This window comes from Natrinema hispanicum, from assembly GCF_900111485.1.
Taxonomy (GTDB): domain Archaea; phylum Halobacteriota; class Halobacteria; order Halobacteriales; family Natrialbaceae; genus Natrinema; species Natrinema hispanicum_A.
The window spans coordinates 19,252-36,776 of record NZ_FOIC01000018.1 but is presented as its reverse complement, the minus strand read 5'-3'; the positions used below and the strand labels follow the sequence as shown (position 1 = coordinate 36,776).

Below are 17,525 nucleotides of genomic sequence, written 5' to 3'. Positions count from 1 at the left end.
AGCCGGTGTTCGCATGCTCATGACTGCGCTGCAAGCGTCGCCAGCCGCGTCGGCACGTCCGTGAGTGAGGTGTCCTCGAGGAGCAGCGCCGTTCCCCCAACGGCTTCGATTCCGCCGTCTGCCTGGGGCTCGTCACCGACGTGGATCAACTCATCGGGGACGACGCCGAGTTCCTCGGCTGTCAGTTCGAAGATCTTGGGGGCAGGCTTGCGCCAGCCACAGCCGACGCTCGTGACGATCGCATCGAAGTCGTCGCGCGCGAAATCCGAGCGGACGAGCGTCCGGCCGACCAGTTCGGGGACGCTACAGTTCGAACAGATCGCGACTGGCCCGTGCTCTCGAGCGGCGTCAACCGCCTCGAGCGCACCCGGTCTGGTCTCGACGGTCGGATCGAACGCCGCGACGACCGCGCGTCTCGCCGCGTTGTGATTGTAGTCGACACCGCGGCTCGCGAGTGCACGCGAGACGTGTGCCGGCAGCGGTACTTCCGCGCCGTCGGGTGCGTCGACGTGGGCTTCGGCGTAGGCGTCGGCCCAGTCGTTGGGGACCGCGACGTCGCGGTTCTCGAGTTCCGTTGCGACGGCTGCGGCCGGGTCGGCCGGTCGATCGGCGGTCACGAGCGTCCCGAAGAGGTCGAACGATACTCCCACGGTAGTGTGACTAGGACAAGCTGACTTTAATTTCGCGGTCCGCGGGCGACGGCGCGACAGCGTCGGCGAGAACGATTCGAAGCGCGGTCGATCCGCCACTCACTCGGCAGCGCAATTCGCTTCAGTCGAGGCGGGCGAACGCCAGGTTGCCCGAAATGTTCTTGATGTAGATGTCGACGACGTCGCCCTCGTCGGCACCGGGAACGAAGATCGTGTAGTTGCCCTTCTCGGCGACACCGTCGCCCTTACGGCCGGTGCCAGTGATTTCAACCGTGTAGGTCTTGCCCTCCTCGACGGCATCCTGCTGTTGTTGCTGCTGGCTGCTGGTCGACCGTTTGGTGACCGGGCGGAACGCCCCACAGGCGTCACAGCGCAGCATCGGTGTGCGGTCTTCGCGTACGAGGCGGGTGTCCGGCAGCCCACACTCCGAACAGAGGACGTACTCGTCGACGTAGGCGTCGATCGCCGCGTCGAAGTCCTTCTGGGAGAAGGTCCCGTTGTACCGGCCGCGGCCGTTCTCGAGTTTGCCGCTGGTTCCCATTTCGCGCTGGATGAACCGGTGGAGGTGTTCGGTCTCCCGCGAGAGCACGTCGGCGATCTCGTCCAAGTTCTTCACGCGTGTGAACGCGCCGTCTTTCTGTGTCTCTGGATCGGGGATCTGAAGTCGCTCTTCGTCGCCCCCGATATCGGGGACGTCCTCCATCGCACGGTCGAGACTCGATTCGTAATCCATACACGAGAGGTGGTGACCGGGACGTAAATCCGTTCTGCTATCACGATCAGTCTCTCGGAATGACGATCAATCGCATCGTGGAGACGTGACCGCTAGCCCGCCAGACTAGTCCGTGTCGCCGCCACGCTCGCTGACCGACCCCGCGTTCTCGTCGTCCAGTTCGTCGAGGTCGCGCTCGAGGTTGGCCTCGTTGGGGCTGTCAGCCTCGCCGGTGAGTTCGCCATAGGCGGCTTCGCGAACCGCCGCGGGTGAGTCGTACTGCTCGTCCACCAGTCGATCGAAGACGCTGCCGATCGACTCCGTCTCGCTTGGGATGTCGATCGGCTCAGTGGCGTACTCCGTGGCGAGTTCTTCGCTGGTGACCGGATACTCGAGGTCGCCGAGGTCGCGTTCGACAGCATCGAAGATCGATTCGGTGTGATCGGCCCGGTCGGCTTGGCGCTGTTCGGCACGATTCTGAACGCGGTCGCGATCCGGGTGCTCGTTGCTCACCGGTGGTGGTATCGTGACCGATCGGAAAAGCGGCTGGCCGGCGCTCGCGTGGACCCAGCTATGCCGGTCCATCGCGTGCAATCCACAGAAGACGGTGCTGTGAACTGCGTCCGTATCGAACACTGACGGTTCTGAAACAGCCGTTTAGACGGCACCTACTCCACGTAGACCCCGCTTACCCTCGGTATAGGCGACTCATATATAGGGCATACTATCCGGTACGTCAGTCCGATGACCGGTATCCCATCAAGACAGTCATTGCGGTCGAACAGATATGTGATCGACTTCACAGCAGGCATCGCTGGAGATGAGGTATGACCATGGCGGGACGTAATCAACCTCGAGCAGCGTCCGCCGGCCGACGACTGCTCGCACTCGGAGTCGCCTTAGGCGTGATCGTCGGGCTCGCTGCGACCGGGGCTGTTAGTGCCCAGCCTGACGGGAACGAAACAGTGTCAGAGGAAGCGTACGTCCAGCCCGCGCCGGAGCGGGGTGATCCGTACTTCGAGGCGGCGGCCGACGACGGGAGCTGGGTCAGCTACGAGAACCCGCGCGACGAGTATCGAGAGCCGTACCTCGGTGAAGGGTCCGGAAAAATGTGCGTCACGTTGCTCAACGAGAACGGCGATCCAGTCATCGGTGAGTCGGTACCGAACACGACGGTGACGATCCCGACCGGTGGCGCGACGACGTGGCACTCCGAGGCCGACCCGATGACCGTCGAGTTCCCGATGGACGAACACTACGAGTTCCCGCTCGACGGCGACCAGTTCGGGACGAGTCCGGACGTCGCACAGGGTGATGGCTACATGGACGCACACTGCCTCGAGTTCCACGGAAACGCCGAAGACGCGACGCTCACGTACGGTGAAGCCCAGATCAGTGGCGAGTACGCCGACCGGATCGACGTCGTCGGCTACATCCAGCAGGTTCCAAAGGGAGACGGCTGGGAGACGGACATCGATCCGATCGACGCTGCGGAACCGTACGACGAAGCGGGCGGTGGCTGGACCTACGACGCGGCCGAGAACATGACCCACGCGCAGGTCGTCGTCGTCCTCCAACTCGACGCACCGGCCGACGAGCGGTTTGATCCAACCGAGTCGAACTCAACCGACCCGACCGACTCACAGACGACTGATGACGACGATGAATCAGCCAATGCGGACGATATGATGCCCGGATTCGGCGTGCTCACGGCCATCATCGCACTGTCAGTTGCCGTCTTCGCACGCTATCGCAGCTAACGCAAACGGCCACCCGGCTCGAGACGCTGTGACGGCTCACCGACGAACGTGATGTCGGGACAAAAGACAGGGAATGGCTACAGATGTAGCCCGGAACCATGGAGCTCCTCGCATGTGGTGACGGGGCGAACGGATCAGGTAGGAGAGCCCACCAACAGATTGTCGTACCCCCGTCTGACTGATAATTCGATTGTATCACTATAATACTGCTGGCCGAAATCGGCGGAGAGCGATGAACACGGGCGCAAATTCGTTGCTTCTAACATATGTTTGTAATGACAGGGGTATGGCTGATCTGGAGCGTCACAGCTCGATACCGCGGTCGACACACGAGCGTCGAATCAATTAGATTTTGACGATCGGCGCGAGACTCCCAGCAAATGGCGAATACGAACGACGCCGACGAGGCCGGCCCGCGTGTCCCGATCGTCTGCGCTGCCTGCGAGACGACCTCCCGTATCCCGCTTGCAGACGTAGCCGACGCGGTCGAGCGACACAACGAGCAACTCCACGACGGTGACGACGTCGCTGAGGTCGATCCCGATATCGCCGATCAAATCGCAGATCTCGTCGCCACCGAACTCGGTCTTCTCGAGGACACCGACGAGAGTCACAGCTGAAACGAGTCGATCAGTGGACAGGGGTCGCCCTCGAGGTTCGAACTGACCGTCGACGAGACGATCGAGACCGAAACCGTGACGTTCCGGTTTACCGGCGACCTGACTGCTGTCACGTTCGTCGACCGCGGTATCACAGGGCAGGAACCGGCGACGATCCCGAACGTACACGTCGACTACGGTGTGCCGACGCAGGAGCCCATAGCAACGTCGATCGACGGGCTGCCATACGAACGGCGGCAGTGACCGTCAGTTGTGCTCCCCGTCGCGGTGGTTCCCGGTGCTGCTCGCGGCTGTTTCAGAAACACATTCCTCCGAGGAGAGCAATGGGTTCTCTATGGACGAGTCCACGACCGATACGTCGGACGAACCGGCAGCCGAGACCGAATCCGAGAACGAAGCGGAACAGGAAACGGACGCCGAGTGGATGGATCCCGCAGACAAACCGATCCTCGAGTTCCTGCAATCCGAAGACGCCTTCGAACCCTCCCAGCTTGACGAGGCGGGACTCTGTCCGGGCAACTTCGGTGCCTACCGGTGTCGAGAGCTGACCAAGTACGGCCTTCTGAACAATCCCATGACCGGCGTCTACGAGGTATCCGAACGAGGCGAACAGTATCTCGACGGCGAGCTCGACCCGAGCGAACTCGAACCAGACGAGTAAGGACCGAGACAAACAGTAGTTCGCTTACACGCACCCACGGTGGGCTGGCACGCGCCCGGTCGCTCACCGGCCAGCGAGGCCGCAGAGCCGTTCGATCCAACGTGTCGCGGCTTCGCTCGATGTTGTGCCAGCGTCGTGTGGCTCAGCCGAAACCGGGCGATCGGGGACGTCCAAGCGAGCGGTGACGTCAGCTTGCGTCGACGGCGTCCGGGACGTTCGTTGCCAGAAAGTCAGTGACGGCGTCGCCACCCTGGAATCCGTCCGCCAGTCGCGCGGTTTCCATTCCGTCCTCGAACAAGACCAACAGCGGCACCGACTGGACGTTGAAGCGGCCGACGAGGTCGGCGTCGTCGCGGGGGTTGACCATCCCGATTGCGATGTCCGTCGCACGGGCGACGTTCCCCAGTACCGGTTCCATCGCCTGACACATCGCACACCCGCTGGTGTAAAATTCGACGAGTGCAACGTCGTGTGTCGCGACGAACTCGTCGAGTTCGTCGCCGGTCTCGAGCTGACGTGGCTTGTTGGGCGAAGTCATAGAGAGACATAGCGCCCCATCACGGAAACCTGTGACGCCGTGCGTTGGTGTCGAACCGAATTTCGTCCGTAAATCGGTACATGGTAACACAATTTATGTTTCGAATCAGTTGACGGTATCAGAGCGAATATTCACTGAAAGATATGATTACGTGAACTGCTGACCGGCTGTATCTTTATGGGTGGGGCCTGTACTCGCGTTCGATGATCCGATCCGCAACTGGCCACGATGGCGGGACGCCGACCCAGCGGAAAGCAACGCTGTTCTGCTGGGAGTGTGATCACACGAGTACCATCGACGGCGACTGGCAGTTGCGCCCACGAGGAAAGTCTCTCGCGTACGTCTGCCCCGAATGTGAGACCACGCTCGCCAAGCGCCCACGGCCGAACGAGATCGCACCACCCCGCGCGTTGTCGGGACCGTTCGTCGCGTGGCAACGCACACTCCGTGCGTCAGCAACGGTTTGGCGGGCATCGATCACTGCCAGCCTCTCGAACCTGACGGCACTGACCGAGTTTGCAGCCGCCGGCTCACAGCCCTATTCCGAGATCCAGTGACCGAGACCGGAACCCGACGATCGAACCGCGGCCTCGAGCGAAGATGAGTATCAGATGAGTCGTCCTGTCGATCGAATGGCACACGTTTGTCCAGTTTTCTCGACCGCTTTCAGCCAGTATCAACTATCTCTCGACCAACATCATAATATACGCTACGTATGACTACTTTTTCAGCTATTTGCGTATATTCGCCCACAACAGCAGAGCTTTAATAGTAGAATCCGTTCTTTGACTCGAGCAAAAGATGACGAACGGAAACTTAACTGCTGCGGAAACGAGCGTACTAGACGAGATCGAGGAGCAAGACATCGACTTCCTCCGATTGCAGTTTACCGACATTCTCGGAACCGTCAAGAACGTCTCCGTGCCGGCTCGACAGACCGAGAAGGCGTTTACCGAGGGGATCTACTTCGACGGCTCCTCGATCGAGGGATTCGTTCGCATTCAGGAATCGGACATGCGGCTCAAGCCCGATCCCGACACCTTCGCAATCCTCCCGTGGCAAAACCACGAGGACGGCGCATCGGCCCGGATGATCTGTGACGTTATCGACACCTCGACGGGCGAGCCGTTCGAGGGTGACCCGCGTCGCGTCCTCAAAAACGCCTTAGAGCGCGCCGACGAGCTGGGCTATACGGTCAACGCCGCCCCCGAACCGGAGTTCTTCCTCTTCGAGGAAGACGAGGAGGGCCGTGCGACGACGGTAACCGGCGACTACGGTGGCTACTTCGATCTCGCACCCAAGGACCTCGCCTCGGATGTCCGCCGGGACATTATCTATGGTCTCGAGGAGATGGGCTTCGAGATCGAAGCCAGCCACCACGAGGTCGCCGAAGGCCAACACGAGATCAACTTCGAGTACGACGACGCCCTGACGACGGCCGACAACGTCGGCACTTTCCGCACCGTTGTCCGTGCGATCGCTGCCCAGCACGACCAGCACGCGACGTTCATGCCCAAACCGATCCCGAAGATCAACGGTTCGGGGATGCATACCCACCTTTCGCTGTTCACCGAGGACGGCGAGAACGCCTTCCACGATCCGGACGACGAGTTCGACCTCTCGGAGACAGCCCACGCCTTCATCGCCGGCATCTTAGAGCACGCACCAGCGATCACGGCGGTCGCAAACCCCACCGTCAACAGCTACAAGCGGCTGGTGCCGGGCTACGAGGCACCGGTCTACGTCGCCTGGTCCGACCGCAACCGCTCGGCGCTGATCCGCAAGCCAGCGGCCCGTGTCCCCGCCGCCTCACGTGTCGAACTGCGCTCGCCCGACCCATCGTGTAACCCCTACCTCGCGCTCGCGGTCATGATCCACGCCGGTCTCGACGGCATCGAGCGCGACCTCGAGTGTCCCGATCCGGTTCGCGAGAACATCTACGACTTCGACGAACAGAAACGCGAGGAGTACGGGATCGACACGCTCCCGTCTAATCTCGGCGACGCCGTCGACGCTTTGGAGGAAGACGAGGTGATCTACAGCGCACTCGGCGATCACGTCGCCGCCAAGTTCGTCGAGGCCAAACGCCAGGAGTTCGAGGAGTACCTCATCGACGTCTCCCAGTGGGAACTCGACCGCTACCTCGAGACGTTCTGAGACCGCCCGCGTTTCTGCGCGTCGAGCGGCGACACGGCTTCCGACGAGTGGTGATCACACGACAGAACGAGCGACGACCCCCGCGTCTCCCACGCCACGTCTCGGCGATCAGTTCGCGACGACGTACTCCGATCCCGACTGCTCGACGTAGCCGTTCTTCGACAGCGAGTTGAGCACACTCAGGGTGTTGATCTGTTTCATCGAGAGGAACTCGCCGAGTTCGTCGGCCGTTGCCCCGCCGCTAGCTTCGAGATAGATATACACGAGTTTCGCGCGGGCTGACTCGAGGTTGTCCGGAACTGGACCGATCTGCGTCGCAGGATGGTGCGTTTGTGACGTCATTGTCGACAGAACGGGCCACGTTCTTGTATATAAACTTGCACGTAGTTGGGGTACTAGTGAATATTATGACTTTATATGTGTTGTGCCATCGAGTAACAAACTGCGTCGAGCGACCCGCCCACAACGCAAAAACGACGTTTTACGGGCCTCCCGCTCCCAGCAGGAGATATGACTCCGGACGAGCGACCGACTCCGCCGCCGGAACTGGACAGCGTAAGCGACGAGACGCGCGACGAACTCATCGCACAAGACGAAGCGACGCTGCGTGCCGTGAGTTCCTATCTCGAAACGCTGGCCGCGTGGAAAGACCAGCACGACGGCGAGGACGCGTCATCTGCAGACGGTCTCGAGCCGGAGACGTATCCCGACGGTGTCCCGGAACGAGCGACAGTCTCGGTGACGGAGATCGCGGGAACCGAGTACTACTATTATCAGTGGCGTGACGGCGACGAGATTCGGTCGGAAACGGTACGACGGTAGTTTCTATCGGCTGATCGACCGCGCCGTCAAACCGACTCGTACGCGCCGAGTCGCGTTCCATCGAGCAGGTACGCCTCGCCGTCAGCCAACCCCGCGGGCAGAAACGGCGAGAGAAACGACTGGCCAGCCACGTTGATCCACGTCCCACCGACGAGGTCGTTGAACGCGGGCATGACGACCACGCGCGGTGGGTCCGGCTCTGCTACGAGCCACGACACGCCCTCGTACTCGGGCCGGTTGCGAAACGGCTCGGGCTCGAGCCGACCGCGAAGCCACGCACGCTCGACGCGGCTCCCGCCGACGTCGTCCGTGAGCCGCACGCAGGGGTGTTCGTGGCCTAGACAGATGACCTCGGTCTCGAGGACCGCCGGATCGGGCCAGGTATGGCCGTGGCAGACGCCGAGGTTGCCGAGGGCGATCCCTCCGCCGGGGACGATGTCGACCGTCGCGTCGATTTCGTCGCTCTCGTCGAGCCAGGTTTCGATGCGCCCGTCGTGGTTGCCCTTGACGACTGTCACCGCGAGGTCGGCCGGGAACGATTCGAACAACACCTCGAGCTCGCCGCGTTCGGCCCCACCCGGGTCTCCGATCGAGTGCATGAGGTCGCCGAGGACGACAAGCCGATCGGGCTGGGTGCGGTCACACAGCGCCAGCAATCGCTCCCGGCGGTCGGCCGCATGATTTGGAACCGCGACGCCGCGGTCGTATCGCAGGCCGGCCTCGTAGCCGGCGTGGTAGTCGGCGACGAGTAACGCGCGCTCGCCCGCGATCGTGGCGGTCGCGGCCGGTTCACCGGGGACGGGTTCGACGTGTGCGGGCGGCGGCACACCCCCCGGATCGGAACGAGCTGAATCGCCTCGCATCGCGGTCGATCAGATCGCTTTCAGCGTCTCGTCGTCGGGTTCGTAACACTGCCCGCCCATCAGCGCGTCCTGAATCGCGTCTTCGACCTCGTCGGCAGGAACGCCAGTGTCGTCGACGACCGTCTCGATCACCGCGGTTCGGTCGGCACCGTCGCCGTCGTCGAGTTCCTCCATCGTCTCGACGACGTAGTCCTCGAGGTCGACGTCGGCGGCTGGTTCGTCGTCGCTCGCAGCGTCGTCTGTGTCCGCGGCGGGTTCCGGTTCCTCGGTCTCGGGTTCCGATTCGTCGGACTCCGCTGTGTCGAGGCCGGACTCGGGCGCTGCGCCGATCTCGCTGTCCTGTTCGGTGGCGTCCTCCGTTGCTGATTCCTCAACGAGTGCGTCGTCAGTGTCGTCCGGATCGGGGACCTCGATATCGGCCTCGCCGGGATCGTCGACCTCGCTCCCGGTCGTAAACTCCGCGCCAAACTCTTCTTCGAGCTGTTCGCGTTCCGCCTCGTCCATCTCGTACATCCCGTCGTCGACGTCGCCGGCGTCGAAGTCACCGAGGTCGTCCGTCGTGTCGTCGCCTTCGTCCTCGGTCTCGAGCGTGTCGGCGGCTATGGCATCGATCTCCGCTGGTTCGTCGCTCGCTGGCTCACTGGCCATCGATTCGGGCTCGGTCTCCGGCTCGGCGGTCTCGTCAACGGCTGCCTCGCTGTCGGCGTCGACCGTCTCGGTTTCGGGTTCGAGATCGGGCTCGAGAGCTGCCGTCTCCGAAGGCGTACTCGTCGCCGTGCCGGCCGCGGACCCGGCACCCGCATCCGCCGTATCGCCGGCCGTCGCCGCAACCGGTTCCGCCGATCGGTCGTCGGACGGCGTGGCAGGCTCGGGTTCGACGCTGGCATCAAGCGCGTCGAGCTCGAGACCGGCGAGGTCAGCAAGCGACGCCGCCGTCGCGTCGGAGTCCGGGCTCGTTGCGTCGGGGACGAGATCGAGGCCGCTTACCTGGTCGCGTTCGCCCGCGACGACTTCGACCGCCTCGAGTGCACAGTCACGAAGCGCCGCAAGATACGACGGCGTCGTGCCGTAGTGGTCCTGTGCGAGCGGGATCCCGGCTGCAAGGCCGGATTCGACGCCAGCCTCGCGGAGGGTGTCTGCCAGGGCGTCGCCCTCGACATCGAGTTCGGCTGCCCTAGCAGCGGTGCCGACGCGCTCGAGCGTCCGCTCGGCCGCGCTGACGACCCAGCGGTCGCGGGTGTCGGCGTCGACCGCCGCGATGCTCTCGGGCCGGATCGAGGTGTAGACCTGGTCAGAATCGTCGGGCTGGAAGGTCCGAGCCTTGCCCGTCACCGCGACGAAGGCAGGGGGTGTTGCTTGCTCGAGGAAGGCCAGTTCGTCGGGTTGGTACTGGCCGGCGTAGACGACGAACGCGCCGGTCGGGTCGACGATGCGAGCACGGACCATCTCGTCATTGACCGACGTGACCTCGGTGAGCGTCCCGACGACGAACACGCGATTGAGCCGCGCGCCGGTCGGCGAGATGACGTAGTTCGGCGCGCGTTCCTCGTCGCTTTCGGCATACGAAAGCGAGGCGTCATCGTACTCGGCCGCGAACAGGCGGTAAGCGATTTCCCGTCCGGGAATCTCGTCGCCGTTCCCGTTGCCGTTCGCGCTCATGCGTCCACCTCCTCGAGGAAGGCCGTCGCACGTGCGGCCGGATCGTCGTCGCTCTCTTCGAATATCTCGGCATCGAGATTCGCCCCGTATTCGTCAACCGAGAGATGTCCGCGCACGCGGTACTCGCGGCCGACGATGCGCTCGCGGATCGTCTCGGCGACGACCTCCTGATCCATGGCTTCGCGGGCCTGTTCTAAGGCGTCTTCTAAGGTTCCGCCATAGACCCGTGCGGTCAGTTCGTCGTCGAGGACGACCGTGACAGCACCAGTCCCATCGTCGAGGATCGCCTTGACGCGCAGGTCGTCGATACCGTCGACGTCGCCGTGGGTGCGACACTGTCCTTTCTGGATAACTCGGTAACACTCCGGACAGCGCTGGATCAGCCCGGAACCGTCACGAACCGCCAGCAGGTTGCCCACGACTTCGACGTCGTAGACTCCGCCGGTCGCGACCGCGTCGCCGATATCCATCGTCGCGGTGTCGCTGCCGACGTCGATCTCGCGCTCGAGTGCAGTTACCGTCGAGAACTCGGAGACGTTGACTTCGGGGACGCCACGGAACTCCTGGACGTAGGCGTTTTCGATGCGAACCGAGCCGCCCTCTTCGATTTCGGGCGCTGGCTCCCAGTTCGTAAAGGGGAGCCGGCCGCTCTCGTCGCCGAAAACACCGCTCAGGATGTCCGTCTCGCCGTCGCGGCCGTCGATCGTCTTGCGCTCGCACTCGAGGACGGACACCTCGATAGTGACGGCGCGATCGCCCGTCTGCAGGTCGGCCAGTTGGGCGTCGCCGCCGATCTGGTCGGGGACCTCGAGCGACTCCTCAAGGAAGGAAAGCGAGGTGCTCTCACCGAGGTTGAGTTCGGGTTCGCCGTCCCACTCGCGGACGCCAGCGTTGCCCGCAGTGATCGTCTCGCCCGGTGAGAGGCCGAAGTCCTCCCACGCGGTGTAGTCGATGGTACCGGTCTCATCAGCCAGTCGACCTTCGACGATGACGTGATCGGAGCCCTGATAGCGGATCGATCGTTTGCCGGCCGTCAGGACGATGCCGGTGACGGTGACCGAACTATCCTCGGGCGTGATCTCCGCAACGTCTTTCGACGATGGTGTTTCGCTTCCGCCACTTGCTCCATCGCCGTACTTCCGTCGGAGGCTCTGCACTGCCTCGTCGATCGGGACGCTGTACTCCACTAGATTCTGCAGGTCAGCTTTGACCTCCTCTTTGTCGACACCGAGGTCGGAGGCGAGATCCTCGGCACGCTCGTCGAGTTCCATCGTTTTCCTTTCGAGGTGGGGCTTAAAAAGCGTTCCCGCAGGAGGGTCAACCGCCTCGGGGTCAAGTGGTTCGAGACGCCTCCGGCGTCTCGTCATCACGGAAGATCGAATATCTTCCGAACGACCCCGAGGCTTGTCAGTGAACTCCCGTTCTACCCGAGTAATTCGGTAGGCGTGTAGTCGCCGTTCACGTTCAACGTCCCTGACTTGAGGGCTAGCTGACTGGTAGCCCATCCACCGCGAGACTTCTGCCCGCGATGAATATACCCGCAATACCGATTCGCGATGTTCTTCGCTGCGTTGTAATCCACGTTCACCTCGTACCCACACGTTTCATCGAGTGTCGGCTTCCTCCCCGACCTCAAGGGTCGGGGCATCCGCCTCGTACCGCCTGTGAACAGCGACGAGCAGTCAAGCGGGCGTCAGGGCCGCGGTGCGGCCTTCTGGAGTGCCGTCTCGGCGATATTGCCGCCGTAGTCGGCGCTTCTGGACAGTGAGTCGACGATCAACCCGAGCGACTGGGCCTGCACCGGGTCGAGTTCCCGAAGCATATCGTCGATCTGGCGGGTGTGTTGGTCGATCTCGAGGACGGCCTCGCGAGCACTGTGCCCGAGCCGGTTCGCCTCGTCGGTCTCCTCGGCGAACAGCGCGTCCATCGATTTCTCCAGGATCGTTGCTGCGTCCTCGTGGAGGCCCTCGAGCGCCTCAGCGACGTCCGCGGGAATCTCGTCGAGTTTGAGCGCAAGATTGCTAATCTTGGCGGCGTGGTCGGCGACGCGCTCGAGTTGGCGGGCACTCGAGTGGAGGTCGAAACAGTCCTCGCGGGGAACGCCGAGTTCTTCGGCCGCTCGCGGGGAGCGAAGCGTCGCCCGGAAGATCCGCGAGACGACGAGCCAGAGCCGGTCGATGTCGTCGTCGCGTTCGATCACGTCGTGTGCGATGTCGTCGTCGTCCTCGATCAACGCGATGACGGCATCCTCGAGCATCGACTGGGAGATCAGACGCATCCGCGTGACGGCGTTGACGATCGACAGCTCCGAGGAATCGAGTAAGTCCTGAATGACCACGCTGTCGGTCGTCTCCTCTAAGACTTCGACGCCGACCAGCCCCTGCGTCGCACCGCGGATCGCCCGGCGCTGATCGGTCGTGATCCGACCCGCCTCGAGTCGAATGATGTCGAACCCGCTGACGTACATCGTCATCACGGCCCGCGTCAACCGCTCACCCTCGAGACTCGAGATGTCGAGGGTCCCCTCCTGCCGTTCGGTTTCGCTCTGGGGTGTTAGCAACAGCGCGTCGCCTTCGGGGTAGAACTCCACGGTCGTGCCGGCGCTGACGTTGTTTTTGGTCGCCCACGTCTTTGGTAGCGAGACGGTGTAGGTCGATCCACCCGTCACCTGGACCTTTCGCGTCTCCATATAGCGGGATTCGACCGATCGAATATAAATATGGGCAAATCTATAGAGTGTTGCCGAGATGCACCCTCAATTCGACTCGATGGGCTGCTCGATACGCTTTCGAATGCGTCTCTACGCCACACAATCACGTTCATAAAATATCTGATAGCTATATAGAGCGTATGCGAGTGCCGAGATTTCTCCTCGCTTCCGTACGAAAGCCTCGCTCTCTTGCGCGTCCCAGTACAACCGTTGGCCATGATCGGAGCGTATACTATCGGCAAGAAGGCAGCCACGTTCGGCTACAGGCGATACGGAGTTCCGGGGGCGATCGCCTCCGGCGGGGCGGCGCTGGCTGGATACATTGTCGTCCGGCGAGCGCTGAAATCGTCGACGAACGACGAGACAGTCGACTCGGCGATCGACGCCGGGGAGATCCAGTCCGCGGTCGACGAGCAGGGACTGCAGGCGGTGACCGATACAGAAACGCTCGAGCAGGCGATCAACACGGACGAACTCGGCACGCCTATCGACATCGACGATGTCCAGTCGTCGGTCGACGAGGAAACCGACGAGAGCACCGACACAGCTGGCGATGGTGATTCGAGCGCCGACGAAAGCTAAGATCAAGAACTCGAACAGTCGGTTTTCGCGACGAGTGCCGACCCAGTCATTGTACCCCTGGATCTACTGCGAAGAGGAGGCCGGCATTGAGATGGCTTGGAACCAGTTCTCCGGGTGTTACAGCTGTACTGATTGTTCGTCTCGAAACTGAGAAACAGCTCCGTGAGCACGTCGGCTTACCAGTCACCAGCCGTAGTGTATGAAAACCAGAAGTCTGGCCAGTAGCCTTCAATTTGAAGGAGAACTGGAAGAGAATCGTCAGTATATCGTGGGAGAGAACACTCTTTCCACGCCTGTCCGTTTACTTTTACTTGAAGGCTGAAGTTCCCCTCGGTTATCGGGAGTTCAGAATTACCGACCGCAATACCCCTCACGTAGACAAAATGCCAAATATAATTTTATAATTAAGAGAGATGCAATATGAATTAGCATGATATTTTTAAATTAATAGCTGGAACGGCCGTTCTCACTTATTACTAATTCTCCAGATTGCCTCTATGGGTTGGCGAACTGCCGGCCCATGGCTAATATGGCAGAAATAAAACAGAGAACTGGAAGGATCAACTTCTTCCGTGTTCACGAAGCAGGGACGATGTACGGACCTCCGGATGACCGACTCGATGCAGAAGTTATCATAGGCTTAGAAAACGATAGCTCTCGAGTGTATGGACTTCCGTTGAAGAATAACGACAAGTTACCTGCGGCGCGGGCAATGTTCTCTCTACTTCAAGACGCGTTCAATGCCAACGAACCGGTCACAATTGACTATCGAGAGGAGTCCGGAAGCAGTCGTCACCAACTCATCCGTGCTTGGCGGGTTAAGAGGAATCAACCCGACGAAATGCCGGATCCAAGTCAGTAGCGAAATCTGGCAGTTTTGGCGTTGTGCCTTCGGCTTGGCGTCGCGATCATTGACTACGAGCGAGAAGGCAAACGGGCCGAGATGGTCAAGTTGGGAGGAAGGGTCTGTGACACGCTCCAGTATTTATCGTCAGAAATCCCCTGCAGTAGCCGTGAGAGTGTTCCCCGTTACATATATTCTCCTACTGAGGAGATCAAAAGTGGGATGAGATTTTCTGAAATCGTACATTGGATTTCTCCGGTAGCATCAACCGTAAGCAGGAGTCAACGTCTGCTATTGGCTGGTGTTTCTAATTCTGCTCTCTCCCACGACCTGGATTTTTCCTTCTTACTTGGGCTCTCTTGTCACACCAGATTACGATGGAACTCTAAGCCGACTTCATTGAATCCCTCGCCGCCCTTGAGTTCTGGGATATCAGGGTGACAGAGTCAGACAGCGTCTATAGGACAGTTACTTTGTCCCGCAGACCCGCTCGAGCACCGCCAGCGTCCCGTCGGCGTGGACCTCGTCGAGTACCTCGTCGGCGGCCGCTTTCGCCGACTCGTCGGCGTTGTTGACGGCGAACCCACGATCGACGGCCTCGAACGTCGAAACGTCGTTGATCGAATCGCCGATCGCGACGCAGTCCTCGAGATCGATACTGGTCTGCTCGGCGATCGTCTCGAGTCCCGCCCCCTTGTTCGGGTTCGTGTCCTTGACGTGGTAGGCGTAGCCGGTGTCGATCACCTCGAGGCCGTGCTTGGCGGCGATCTCGCGCAGCGGCTCGAGGGGCTGTTCGAGGTTGACGGCGATCTCGGTTTCGCGCCAGCGGTTGACGGTGTCTTCGTCGCCCCAACCGAGGTCGTAGCCCGCGGCCCGGTACTCTTCGGTGACGGCCTGGGCGGCCTCACGGTCGGCGGTGAAGAAGACGTCGTCGCCGGTGTAGACGACGCCGCCGTTTTCGGCGACGACGAGTTCGGGAATGCCGATGAAGTGACAGAGCGCAACGGGGTAGGGAAAGGCCTTCCCGGTGGCGATCACGACTGGTGCGTTCCACTCGCGGAGCGGATCGAAGACGCGGGGATCGATACCCCATCCCTGGGGACGGGTCAGGGTGCCGTCGACGTCGAGCACGAGGGGCGGATCGGCGGTCATAGCCGTGACTCGAGGGCTGGGTGACCTAAAACGGTCGGTTCAATCCGGGAGCGGTCCAAGAATATCGAGTTGATACGCTGCAGCCGCTTCAGCCAGCGCCGCGGTGTCCAGTTCGGCTTGCGGCGGCGTCTCCAGTCGCTTCGCCGACTCACCGACCTCGATGAATAACTCCTCGAGGCCTGCCGGCGTCACCTGGACGAGCATTCGACAGGCATCGTCGCTGACGACACGGAAGCCGTGTGGGACGTCTCGAGGGAGGAACACTGTCTCTCCCGGACGTGCCCGGCTCACGGTCTCGCCGTCATCGCCATAGTAACAGTCGATCTCACCGTCAAGGATATAGAATAGTTCGTCTTCGCCGTGGTGGACGTGGTACGGCGTTTCGTAGCCGGCGGGAGCAGTGTGCTCGAGCAAGGTGAACGCGCCGTCCGTTCGCTCGGCATCGGCCTTGAAGAGCATTAGCACACCGACGGACCACACCGCCTTCCCATCGGTCGCGCCCATCACTGTCGGCATCGCTTCTGGACTTGTCTGTGTATCCATGTCTAGGTATCACATCACACAGTGCGATAAAATAGTAGTGAGAGTGGTTAGGGAAGTCCAACGACACGGCGGTCGAGCTGCCGACCGCAAATCGATCACTTGCTGCGGGCGACAACAGCGCCGTATGGTAGTTATCAGATAGGTAGTAGAAAGGGGCCTCGGATGAACCGTCTCGCATTCAGAGCGCGAGGTAACCCGCGTTGGGCAGCAGCCCGAGCAGATAGAGCACCCCGAGAACGAACATGAACTCCGCGATTGCCATCGCTGGCGGGTCGACGTGTGTCCCGGAGTGAGAGTAGAAGATTCGCTGGCTTACCTCGGCGAGCAGGCCGGAGATCGCACCAAAGACACCGGCGACGAGCAGTGCAACCGGTTCACTTCCGAGAGCCGGCATCGCGATGATCGCACCGACCGCGCCAAGCAGCGTGATGTGATGGGTGACCGGAATCTTCTCGACGCCGAGGTTGAGAAACAGCAGGCTCATCGCGGAAATCGCATAGCCCAAGAAGATGCTCCCGGTCTCGAGCCAGATATATCCGCCGAGGATCCCACCGATGACGCCGATGGTCGCCACGCCGGACCACTCGTACTGGTGGGGGAGCCAGGGCTCGGTCGCTAACCGGTCGGTCTCAGTGCCACCGTCGGCAGCCATCCGTTTTTCTTCGCGCTCGAACGGCGACATATCGAGAATGCTCGAACCAGCCACCTTGCCGACCAGCGGGTAGCCGAAGGCGAGTCGCGCCAGGAAGGCCGTTGCGACGACCGAGAGCGCGATGTTGTCCGTCGGGAAGCCGATTCCGTTTAGCACCTGGGTGATGAGCATCCCGACGACGCCGAAGACTGCACCGACGGCGAGGATGTCTGGTTTGGTCCCGAAGGCGTACAGGATGTTCTTTCCGAAGTGGTAGTCCCAGCCGGCGGGTTCCATCTCGGGGTACCGCCGGCCGGCGTAGGCTGTCGCAGCGACACCGCCAGCGAAGGCGATATGGGGGCCGGTCACCGCGCCGAAGCCGATCGTTCCGGTAATGCCAGCGCCGAGTTCGGCTGCCGGAATCCCCTCGACCGCACCGACTTCGTTCTGAAGGATCGCGATACCTTCGCCGAGGAAGACGACGAAGCCTGTAAAGACAAACGACGGCAGTGCGCCGAGTGCCGCCCCGAACGCGCCGCCGGCGAGAGCGGTAATGAGCAGGAGGACGAACGCGTCGGTCTCCATTCCGATAACCGGAATCTGAAGCAGCGTCTGGACCAT

At 61.7% G+C, this 17,525-nt stretch carries 19 protein-coding genes and 2 pseudogenes; 8 read left to right on the top strand and 13 right to left on the bottom strand.

The genetic code is table 11. The annotated features are described in order from the left end of the window. Window positions 1–17: 17 nt before the first annotated feature. The 3 genes from BSG09_RS14575 to BSG09_RS14565 form a co-directional block, all read right to left on the bottom strand. On the bottom strand, window positions 18–650 hold the full coding sequence (locus BSG09_RS14575) for an HAD family hydrolase (protein ID WP_092934372.1): 633 nt from the start codon (window positions 648–650) through the stop codon (window positions 18–20). A gap of 121 nt (window positions 651–771) precedes the next feature. Next, entirely contained in the window at window positions 772–1,383 is a 612-nt protein-coding gene (locus BSG09_RS14570) for a translation initiation factor IF-2 subunit beta (RefSeq protein ID WP_092934370.1), read from the bottom strand. A 105-nt stretch (window positions 1,384–1,488) separates the two neighbouring features. Continuing rightward, window positions 1,489–1,875 (bottom strand): DUF5789 family protein, encoded by a 387-nt coding sequence (locus BSG09_RS14565; RefSeq protein WP_092934411.1) that lies wholly within the window; start codon window positions 1,873–1,875, stop codon window positions 1,489–1,491. Between the two features lie 320 nt (window positions 1,876–2,195). Between BSG09_RS14565 and BSG09_RS14560 the strand changes: the two genes are divergently transcribed. The 4 genes and pseudogenes from BSG09_RS14560 (at window position 2,196) to BSG09_RS14545 (ending at window position 4,403) form a co-directional block, all read left to right on the top strand. Further along, window positions 2,196–3,122, top strand: a complete 927-nt coding sequence (locus tag BSG09_RS14560; protein ID WP_092934409.1) for a PGF-CTERM sorting domain-containing protein — start codon at window positions 2,196–2,198, stop codon at window positions 3,120–3,122. 380 nt (window positions 3,123–3,502) lie between these two features. After that, window positions 3,503–3,742: a hypothetical protein gene (locus tag BSG09_RS14555; protein ID WP_092934368.1), complete on the top strand. Its 240-nt coding sequence runs from the start codon at window positions 3,503–3,505 to the stop codon at window positions 3,740–3,742. A 6-nt stretch (window positions 3,743–3,748) separates the two neighbouring features. After that, window positions 3,749–3,985: pseudogene (locus BSG09_RS14550) on the top strand (hypothetical protein); the annotation flags it as partial. 91 nt (window positions 3,986–4,076) lie between these two features. Then, window positions 4,077–4,403, top strand: a complete 327-nt coding sequence (locus BSG09_RS14545; protein ID WP_092934366.1) for a hypothetical protein — start codon at window positions 4,077–4,079, stop codon at window positions 4,401–4,403. Window positions 4,404–4,590: 187 nt separating this feature from the next. Here the strand turns inward: BSG09_RS14545 and BSG09_RS14540 are convergent, their stop codons facing one another. After that, on the bottom strand, window positions 4,591–4,941 hold the full coding sequence (locus BSG09_RS14540) for a thioredoxin family protein (protein ID WP_092934364.1): 351 nt from the start codon (window positions 4,939–4,941) through the stop codon (window positions 4,591–4,593). Window positions 4,942–5,144: 203 nt separating this feature from the next. On the opposite strand from BSG09_RS14540, the gene BSG09_RS14535 reads away from it, so the two are divergent. Together BSG09_RS14535 and glnA are read left to right on the top strand one after the other, a co-directional pair. Continuing rightward, window positions 5,145–5,498, top strand: coding sequence for a hypothetical protein (locus BSG09_RS14535; RefSeq protein ID WP_092934362.1), 354 nt, complete (start codon window positions 5,145–5,147; stop codon window positions 5,496–5,498). A 244-nt stretch (window positions 5,499–5,742) separates the two neighbouring features. Beyond that, the gene (gene glnA / locus BSG09_RS14530) at window positions 5,743–7,098 is read left to right on the top strand and encodes a type I glutamate--ammonia ligase (RefSeq protein WP_092934360.1); all 1,356 of its coding nucleotides are present in this window, start codon (window positions 5,743–5,745) and stop codon (window positions 7,096–7,098) included. A gap of 108 nt (window positions 7,099–7,206) precedes the next feature. Here the strand turns inward: glnA and BSG09_RS14525 are convergent, their stop codons facing one another. Further along, window positions 7,207–7,440, bottom strand: coding sequence for a helix-turn-helix domain-containing protein (locus BSG09_RS14525; RefSeq protein WP_092934358.1), 234 nt, complete (start codon window positions 7,438–7,440; stop codon window positions 7,207–7,209). A gap of 168 nt (window positions 7,441–7,608) precedes the next feature. On the opposite strand from BSG09_RS14525, the gene BSG09_RS14520 reads away from it, so the two are divergent. Then, complete coding sequence (locus tag BSG09_RS14520) at window positions 7,609–7,920, top strand: hypothetical protein (RefSeq protein WP_092934356.1); 312 nt, start codon at window positions 7,609–7,611, stop codon at window positions 7,918–7,920. A gap of 26 nt (window positions 7,921–7,946) precedes the next feature. On the opposite strand, the gene BSG09_RS14515 is transcribed toward BSG09_RS14520, so the two are convergent. From BSG09_RS14515 to BSG09_RS14495, 5 genes and pseudogenes are all read right to left on the bottom strand, one after another. Beyond that, on the bottom strand, window positions 7,947–8,783 hold the full coding sequence (locus tag BSG09_RS14515) for a metallophosphoesterase (protein WP_092934354.1): 837 nt from the start codon (window positions 8,781–8,783) through the stop codon (window positions 7,947–7,949). 9 nt (window positions 8,784–8,792) lie between these two features. Beyond that, a complete protein-coding gene (locus BSG09_RS14510; RefSeq protein WP_092934352.1) occupies window positions 8,793–10,442 on the bottom strand; it encodes an RPA family protein in 1,650 nt (549 codons plus the stop codon). Beyond that, on the bottom strand, window positions 10,439–11,713 hold the full coding sequence (locus BSG09_RS14505) for a Single-stranded DNA binding protein (RefSeq protein ID WP_092934350.1): 1,275 nt from the start codon (window positions 11,711–11,713) through the stop codon (window positions 10,439–10,441). The genes BSG09_RS14510 and BSG09_RS14505 overlap by 4 nt, the downstream gene beginning before the upstream one ends. A 152-nt stretch (window positions 11,714–11,865) precedes the next feature. After that, a pseudogene (locus tag BSG09_RS21750) lies at window positions 11,866–12,048 on the bottom strand (RNA-guided endonuclease InsQ/TnpB family protein); the annotation flags it as partial. A gap of 87 nt (window positions 12,049–12,135) precedes the next feature. Further along, window positions 12,136–13,131 carry a phosphate uptake regulator PhoU gene (locus BSG09_RS14495; protein ID WP_092934348.1) on the bottom strand — a complete coding sequence of 332 codons (996 nt, stop codon included), beginning with the start codon at window positions 13,129–13,131 and terminating at the stop codon, window positions 12,136–12,138. 237 nt (window positions 13,132–13,368) lie between these two features. On the opposite strand from BSG09_RS14495, the gene BSG09_RS14490 reads away from it, so the two are divergent. Further along, entirely contained in the window at window positions 13,369–13,734 is a 366-nt protein-coding gene (locus BSG09_RS14490) for a hypothetical protein (protein WP_175542211.1), read from the top strand. A gap of 1,312 nt (window positions 13,735–15,046) precedes the next feature. Here the strand turns inward: BSG09_RS14490 and BSG09_RS14485 are convergent. From BSG09_RS14485 to BSG09_RS14475, 3 genes are all read right to left on the bottom strand, one after another. Continuing rightward, entirely contained in the window at window positions 15,047–15,730 is a 684-nt protein-coding gene (locus BSG09_RS14485; RefSeq protein ID WP_092934344.1) for an HAD-IIB family hydrolase, read from the bottom strand. Between the two features lie 39 nt (window positions 15,731–15,769). After that, window positions 15,770–16,273: a cupin domain-containing protein gene (locus BSG09_RS14480; RefSeq protein ID WP_092934342.1), complete on the bottom strand. Its 504-nt coding sequence runs from the start codon at window positions 16,271–16,273 to the stop codon at window positions 15,770–15,772. Between the two features lie 178 nt (window positions 16,274–16,451). Then, on the bottom strand, window positions 16,452–17,525 hold the full coding sequence (locus BSG09_RS14475; protein WP_092934340.1) for a hypothetical protein: 1,074 nt from the start codon (window positions 17,523–17,525) through the stop codon (window positions 16,452–16,454).

What these genes read in the sequence shown, in the direction of transcription:
- BSG09_RS14570 (WP_092934370.1), bottom strand. Translation starts at nt 1,383, where the DNA reads ATGGATTACGAATCGAGTCTCGACCGTGCGATGGAGGACGTCCCCGAT.
- BSG09_RS14560 (WP_092934409.1), top strand. Translation starts at nt 2,196, where the DNA reads ATGGCGGGACGTAATCAACCTCGAGCAGCGTCCGCCGGCCGACGACTG.
- BSG09_RS14555 (WP_092934368.1), top strand. Translation starts at nt 3,503, where the DNA reads ATGGCGAATACGAACGACGCCGACGAGGCCGGCCCGCGTGTCCCGATC.
- BSG09_RS14545 (WP_092934366.1), top strand. Translation starts at nt 4,077, where the DNA reads ATGGACGAGTCCACGACCGATACGTCGGACGAACCGGCAGCCGAGACC.
- BSG09_RS14540 (WP_092934364.1), bottom strand. Translation starts at nt 4,941, where the DNA reads ATGACTTCGCCCAACAAGCCACGTCAGCTCGAGACCGGCGACGAACTC.
- BSG09_RS14535 (WP_092934362.1), top strand. Translation starts at nt 5,145, where the DNA reads ATGATCCGATCCGCAACTGGCCACGATGGCGGGACGCCGACCCAGCGG.
- glnA (WP_092934360.1), top strand. Translation starts at nt 5,743, where the DNA reads ATGACGAACGGAAACTTAACTGCTGCGGAAACGAGCGTACTAGACGAG.
- BSG09_RS14525 (WP_092934358.1), bottom strand. Translation starts at nt 7,440, where the DNA reads ATGACGTCACAAACGCACCATCCTGCGACGCAGATCGGTCCAGTTCCG.
- BSG09_RS14520 (WP_092934356.1), top strand. Translation starts at nt 7,609, where the DNA reads ATGACTCCGGACGAGCGACCGACTCCGCCGCCGGAACTGGACAGCGTA.
- BSG09_RS14515 (WP_092934354.1), bottom strand. Translation starts at nt 8,783, where the DNA reads ATGCGAGGCGATTCAGCTCGTTCCGATCCGGGGGGTGTGCCGCCGCCC.
- BSG09_RS14510 (WP_092934352.1), bottom strand. Translation starts at nt 10,442, where the DNA reads ATGAGCGCGAACGGCAACGGGAACGGCGACGAGATTCCCGGACGGGAA.
- BSG09_RS14505 (WP_092934350.1), bottom strand. Translation starts at nt 11,713, where the DNA reads ATGGAACTCGACGAGCGTGCCGAGGATCTCGCCTCCGACCTCGGTGTC.
- BSG09_RS14495 (WP_092934348.1), bottom strand. Translation starts at nt 13,131, where the DNA reads ATGGAGACGCGAAAGGTCCAGGTGACGGGTGGATCGACCTACACCGTC.
- BSG09_RS14490 (WP_175542211.1), top strand. Translation starts at nt 13,369, where the DNA reads ATGATCGGAGCGTATACTATCGGCAAGAAGGCAGCCACGTTCGGCTAC.
- BSG09_RS14485 (WP_092934344.1), bottom strand. Translation starts at nt 15,730, where the DNA reads ATGACCGCCGATCCGCCCCTCGTGCTCGACGTCGACGGCACCCTGACC.
- BSG09_RS14480 (WP_092934342.1), bottom strand. Translation starts at nt 16,273, where the DNA reads ATGGATACACAGACAAGTCCAGAAGCGATGCCGACAGTGATGGGCGCG.
- BSG09_RS14475 (WP_092934340.1), bottom strand. Translation starts at nt 17,525, where the DNA reads ATGGTCCAGACGCTGCTTCAGATTCCGGTTATCGGAATGGAGACCGAC.